Source organism: Bradyrhizobium genomosp. I (2014), from assembly GCF_000261685.1.
In the GTDB taxonomy this organism is placed as follows: Bacteria; Pseudomonadota; Alphaproteobacteria; order Rhizobiales; family Xanthobacteraceae; genus Bradyrhizobium.
This window is the reverse complement of record NZ_AJQE01000050.1, coordinates 1-5,467: the sequence shown is the minus strand read 5'-3', so window position 1 is coordinate 5,467 and position 5,467 is coordinate 1. Positions and strand designations below refer to the sequence as shown.

At 66.5% G+C, this 5,467-nt stretch carries 7 protein-coding genes; 1 reads left to right on the top strand and 6 read right to left on the bottom strand.

The window, feature by feature from the left end; genetic code table 11:
- Window positions 1-515: amidase (locus IC50_RS05930; RefSeq protein ID WP_035701673.1), on the bottom strand; the 515-nt coding region annotated here is incomplete at its 3' end.
- Window positions 496-1,695 (bottom strand): MFS transporter, encoded by a 1,200-nt coding sequence (locus IC50_RS05925; protein ID WP_035701670.1) that lies wholly within the window; start codon window positions 1,693-1,695, stop codon window positions 496-498. The genes IC50_RS05925 and IC50_RS05930, both read right to left, overlap by 20 nt.
- A gap of 26 nt (window positions 1,696-1,721) precedes the next feature.
- Between IC50_RS05925 and IC50_RS05920 the strand changes: the two genes are divergently transcribed.
- A complete protein-coding gene (locus IC50_RS05920; RefSeq protein ID WP_035701679.1) occupies window positions 1,722-2,057 on the top strand; it encodes a hydroxyisourate hydrolase in 336 nt (111 codons plus the stop codon).
- Here IC50_RS05920 and IC50_RS05915 read toward each other — a convergent pair whose 3' ends face one another.
- From IC50_RS05915 to IC50_RS05900, 4 genes are all read right to left on the bottom strand, one after another.
- A complete protein-coding gene (locus tag IC50_RS05915) occupies window positions 2,058-2,873 on the bottom strand; it encodes an ABC transporter permease (RefSeq protein WP_035701676.1) in 816 nt (271 codons plus the stop codon).
- Window positions 2,873-3,736, bottom strand: a complete 864-nt coding sequence (locus IC50_RS05910) for an ABC transporter permease (protein WP_035701667.1) — start codon at window positions 3,734-3,736, stop codon at window positions 2,873-2,875. Before IC50_RS05910 ends, IC50_RS05915 begins: the two co-directional genes overlap by 1 nt.
- Before the next feature lie 15 nt (window positions 3,737-3,751).
- Window positions 3,752-4,798 carry an ABC transporter substrate-binding protein gene (locus tag IC50_RS05905; RefSeq protein WP_035701664.1) on the bottom strand — a complete coding sequence of 349 codons (1,047 nt, stop codon included), beginning with the start codon at window positions 4,796-4,798 and terminating at the stop codon, window positions 3,752-3,754.
- A 26-nt stretch (window positions 4,799-4,824) separates the two neighbouring features.
- On the bottom strand, window positions 4,825-5,467 hold a 643-nt coding region (locus IC50_RS05900), incomplete at its 5' end, for an ABC transporter ATP-binding protein (protein WP_035701662.1).

Here is a 5,467-nt window from a genome sequence, read left to right as displayed (position 1 = left end):
TCGGTGCCGATCGCCAGCGGCACGAGGCCGGCCGCGACGGCGACAGCCGGGCCGCCGGACGAACCGCCCGGCGTCAGCTTGGGATCAAGAGGATGCCGCGTCGGCCCGAACAGCGGCGAGGTCGTCACCCCCTTGCAGGCGAATTCCGACGTCGCCCCGATGCCGACAACGACGGCGCCGGCTTGGCGCAGCCGCTCGATCGCGATCGCATCCTGCGGCGCGACGAAATCGACAAATAGGCGCGAGCCCTGTGTCACGCGCCAGCCGCCGGTCCAGATGTTGTCCTTGACCACTATGGGGACGCCGGCAAGCGGCATCGCTTCGCCCGCGCGCAGGCGATCGTCGACGGCGGCGGCATCGGCAAGCGTGCGCGAGGGATCTGTCGTGACCACGGCGTTCAAGCTCTTCGCAGCCTCGATGCGGCCGAGGGCGCCCCTGGCGGTTTCGACCGCGCTCGTCCGCCCTGCCGTAACGTCCGCCGCAATCTCGCGCGCGCTACTTGTCCGTTTTGCCATGGCCTCCCCAGATCAGCGCCAATGTGCCGCACAGCGCAAGGCACGCCAAGGCAAAGAAGGCCGCGCCGAGGCTCGCTGTAGCATCCAGGATCGACAACAATGTGGGGGCCGCGAGCAAGCCCGCATAGGATGCCGTGAGCACCGCGCCGGTGGTCTCGCCGATCCGGTCCTGCGGCGCGAGGCGGGCAATCTCGGCGATGAAGACACCGTTCCAGCCCGAGGCCGTCAGGCCGAACAGCGCCGCCATCGCAAATTGGCCGGTGCGGCCGAGCGATGCGCCATCGAGGCCAAGCAGCGCGGCGCAGAAGGCCATGCCGAGGCCGATGACGATGAGCACCATGCGCGAGGCGTCGAGGCGCATGGCGACATAGCCCCAGCCGAGCCGGCCGACCAGACCGCCGGCCTGCGCGCAGGCGAGCGCCATACCGGCTTCGATGTGGCTGAGGCCAAGCTCGCGGGTGCCGAGCGTGACGAAGACCGTGTTGAGCGAGACCTGCATGGCGCTGAATGGCATCGAGGCCAGCGCCAGCATCGCGATGCGCCGGTCCGCGGTCACGAGGGCCAGCCGGGCGCGGAGGTCGAGCTCCGGAGGCGGGATCGCCTTGCCTGCGTAGGCCCGCTGCAGGCGCTCAAACAGCGGGATCGCGAGCAGCGCACAGGCGCCGACCGCGGCGTAGCACCAGGCGGGTCCCAGCGAGATCGCGATCGCGGGCAGCACCAGCGAACCGCAAACGGCGCCGATCTGGTTGCCGGTCTGACGCACCGAGAACACAAAAGCGCGACGCTCGGCCGTCACGAGGCGTGCCAGCAGCGCCGCGCTCGCTGGCGTCTCTGGTCCGAAGGCAAGGCCGAGGCAGAGGCCGGCAGCGAGCAGGGCCGCCGCCGAGCCGAGCGAGGCCAGCGCCATGCTGATGACGATGGCCGCCGCGCACAGGCTCGCGATCCGGAGCGAGCCCATGCGCGTGATGAAGCCGCCGCACCAGAACGAGGCGGGGATGCCGACGGCAAAGACCGCGCAGGAGAACATCGAGATCTGCCAGACCTCGATATGGGCGCGCGGTGCCACCACGCCCGGCGCGAACAGGGCCAGCGCCACCAGCGCCTGAAGCGAGGTCATCGCCCCCAGGGCCGGTAGCAACGCCGGCGGTGCTGGCCGAACGGCACTGTTCGCGTCTACCATGGCGGCGCGCTTACGGGAGGAACATGGTGGCAGGCGGCATTTCCATTCACGCAGTCGATGTGGCGAGCGGCCGGCCCGCGCAAGGACTGCGCGTCGAGATCTGGCGGATCGATCCCGAGAAGGTTCGTGTCGCGGAGGGGCGACTGGGCGCCAATGGTGTGCTCGATCATCCCATTGCGCGAGGCGAGCACGTTTCGGCAGGCGAGTACGAGGTCCTGTTTCATCTCGGCGAGTTTTTCGGCGACAGGGACGACTTCCTGACCGTGACGCCGTTCCGCTTCCGCATCAAGAATGCTGACGAGCATTTTCATCTGCCGCTGAAATTCACGCGTTGGGGCTATTCGCTGTTTCGCGGCGCCTGATCAATTCGTCAGCCGCCGCGACAGGCCGGTGACGCGCTCCATGACTGCGACCAAGGCGACGGTCGCGATGATCAGCACGCCAGACAGGGCCGCGATGGTGACATCCAGCTTGCCTTCGAGATCCTGCCACATCCGGATCGGCAGCATGTCGGTCGCGGCATCGCGCAGGAACAGCGACACCGGCACGTTGTCGAAGGATGACATGAAGGCGATGAAGGCACCCGCGATGATGCCGGGCCGGATCAGCGGGAGTACGATCCGGCGGAACGTGTAGAGGCGGCTGGCGCCCAGCACGGCCGAGCTTTCGAGCAGGGTCGGCTCCAACTGGGCGAGCGCAGCAACCGTGTTGCGCACGATATAGGGGACGCAGACCACGGTGTGGCCGATCACCAGCGTCAGCGGTGACACCGGCAGGCCGACCAGCGAGAACAGCATCAAGGCGGCGAGCCCGAAGGCCAGCGCCGGCAGCACCAGCGGCGACATGAACAGGGAATCGAGCAGTCGGGCCGACAGTGTTTGCGAGCGTGAGATCGCAAGCGCGGCGGCGACGCCGAGCACGACGGACAGCCCCGTCGCCCACAGCGCCACGATCAGGCTGTTTTTCGCCGCGAAATGCAGCTGCCAGGCATTCCAGAGCTCGGCGTACCAGCGCAGCGAATAGCCAGGCGGCGGAAAGCGCAGCGAGAAGCCACTGGTGAAGGAGACGATCAGCACCACCAGCGACGGCGCAATGATGATGATCAGCGCGATTATCGCGATCACGGTCATGACCAGCTCGAAACTGATCGCCTCCCAGGTGCGCTTGCGGCTGCTCATCATCCGCCTCCATGGCCGCGCGACATGCGGCCCAGCGTGGTGAAGACCGAGACGACCGCGAGCACGGCGAGCAGGAAGATGATCGAGATCGCCGACGCGAACGGCCAGTTCTGCAGCGTCGATGCCTGCTGGTAGAGATACATCGGCATGAACAGCATCTGCCCGCCGCCGATCAGCGACTGGGTGATGAAGGCCGTGATCGCCGCCGCATAGGTCAGCGTGCTGCCGGCGATCACGCCGGGCAGCGACAACGGCAGCACGATCCTGAAGAAGGTGCGCCAGCTTCCGGCGCCGAGCGAGCAGGAGGCATCGTCGAGGTTGGGATCGATGCGGCCGAGCGCCGTGATCAGCGGCAGCGTCATCAAGGGCATCTGCACCTGGGCCAGCGCGATCACCACGCCGAACTGGGTATAGAGCAGCTTCAATGGTGTATCGATGATGCCCAGGGATTGCAGCATCGCATTGATGATGCCCTGGCGGCCCAGGATGACGATCCAGGCGAAGGTGCGGACCACCACACTGGTCAGGAGCGGCAGCAGCACGATCAGGATGATGGTGGTCTGAAGCCTTGGTCCGACTCTTTGATACAGCCAGGCGATGGGAAAGCCGAGCACGAGACAGACGGCGGTCACCTCGGCGCCGAGCAACAGCGTCGAACCGAGCACGCCCAGGCTGAAGGGATCGGTGAGGAAGTGGAGGTACTGGCCGAGCCCCCAATGGAGCGCGGCCGTGTCGTTGTGCAGCGAGAGCCAGAACAATTGCAGCAGCGGCGCGACGAAGAAGACGAGGAAGAACAGCGCCAGCGGCGCTGCCAATCCCATCCCGTAGGAGGTGACGTCCCGTGATGCCGGTGCTGCGCCCATCGCCAGGTCCCGGCCCTAGATCTTGATCTCGCGGTTGAAGCGCTCGATCCAGGCCGAGCGCTGCTCGTTGATCTTCTTCCAGTCCTGGAACACGAACTTCTTCTTCAGCTCGGCCGTGTCCTTGGCGAGCACGCGTGCGATCTCGCCGCCCATCGCCACCTTGGAATTGGTCGGCACGATCAGATAGGGCGGGTTCATCAGCGTAGTCTGTACCTCCGGCGTGAGGGTCGCCTCGATCAGCTTGAAGGCGAGCTCGCGGTTTGGCGAGTTCTTGACGATGTGGATCGTGGTCTTGAAAGCGATGGCACCTTCCTTCGGCGCTACGAACTCGACCGGGACACCGCGCGCTTTCAGGATCTGGATGGCGTTGAAATTGCCCGGCGAAATGTCGATCTGGCCCTGCTGGAACAGGGTGGCGAGCGCGCCGGGATTGGCGGCGACCGCCGCAAGATTGGGCTTGAGCTCGTCCAGCGCCTTGAATCCGGGGTCGACGTTCGCCTCGGAGCCGCCGCGCATCTTGGCGATCTCGACCAGCCAGCCGGTGCCGAGCGTCGAATTGAGGTTGGTGATGCCGACGCGGCCCTTGAACTCGGGCTTCCAGAGATCGGCCCAGGAGGTCGGCGGTGTCTTGACGGCTTCCGGATTGTAGGTGAGGCCGACGACCTGGAAGAACGGGGCGGGGCCCATCGGCTCCTGCGCCTCGGCGATCAGGTCCTTGTAACAGGCGCTCTTCTCCACCGGATATGGCTCGACCAGATCCTGGCCGACCGCGACGAGCGCGGGACCGGGGTCGTGCAGCATGACGTCGATCGGCGGATTGGCCTTGGCGGCGTTGACCTTGGCGATCTGGTCGACCGAGAGCATGGGGTCGAGCACCATCGCGGCATTCGCGTTGGCTTTCCGGAAGGCCGGCACCAGCACGGCCTTGTGTGCTTCTTCCCAGCTTCCGGTAAAGGTCGCAAACACCAGCGGGCGGGCCTGGGCGTAGCTCAGTCCGGGAAATGCCTTCATGGCACCGAGTGTGAGTGCGGTCGTCAGCAGGCTTCGGCGGTTGAGGATCATGTCGAACTCCGTGGACTATGACTGGATCAAAGCGTTGCGGGAAAGGCGTTGGCGAGCGAGGGGGCGAGCGGAGCAAGGCGCACCGCAACACCATTCTCCAGCGCGCGCGCCGCGCCGATGCGCGCCTGGGAGACTTTCACGCCGGAGCCGTCGGCGGTCGTGACCTCGTGGACGACGGTCGCGCCCAGCGGCAGCGACATGCCGACGACGCCGGCAAAGCCGGTCTCGTCGCCGACGAATTGCAGATGCTCGGGCCGGATGCAGACGGTGACGCGGCCGCCTTCGCTGAGCGTACCGCCCGCAGGCCGTGCGATGATCTCGGCACCGGCATCGAGACGGACCTTTGCCGCCGTGCGATCCGCCGACACCACGACGCCCGGCATGCGGTTGGTCGAGCCGACGAATGTGTTGACGAACAGGGTTTGCGGACGGTCGTAGACATCCGACGGCGAGCCGAACTGCTCGAGCTTGCCATGGCTCAGCACGGCGACGCGGTCGGCCATCGAGAGTGCTTCTTCCTGATCGTGCGTCACGATCAAAGTGGTGATGCCGGAGACGCGCTGCAGCCGCTTGACCTCGATCTGCATGTCGAGCCGCAAGTTCTTGTCGAGCGCGGCGAAGGGCTCGTCGAGCAGCAGGATCGACGGCCTGATCGCCAGCGCGCGGGCC

Bases quoted from the DNA above. Each gene is read 5' to 3' on its own strand.
- IC50_RS05925 (WP_035701670.1), bottom strand. From the start codon at position 1,695: ATGGTAGACGCGAACAGTGCCGTTCGGCCAGCACCGCCGGCGTTGCTA.
- IC50_RS05915 (WP_035701676.1), bottom strand. From the start codon at position 2,873: ATGAGCAGCCGCAAGCGCACCTGGGAGGCGATCAGTTTCGAGCTGGTC.
- IC50_RS05910 (WP_035701667.1), bottom strand. From the start codon at position 3,736: ATGGGCGCAGCACCGGCATCACGGGACGTCACCTCCTACGGGATGGGA.
- IC50_RS05905 (WP_035701664.1), bottom strand. From the start codon at position 4,798: ATGATCCTCAACCGCCGAAGCCTGCTGACGACCGCACTCACACTCGGT.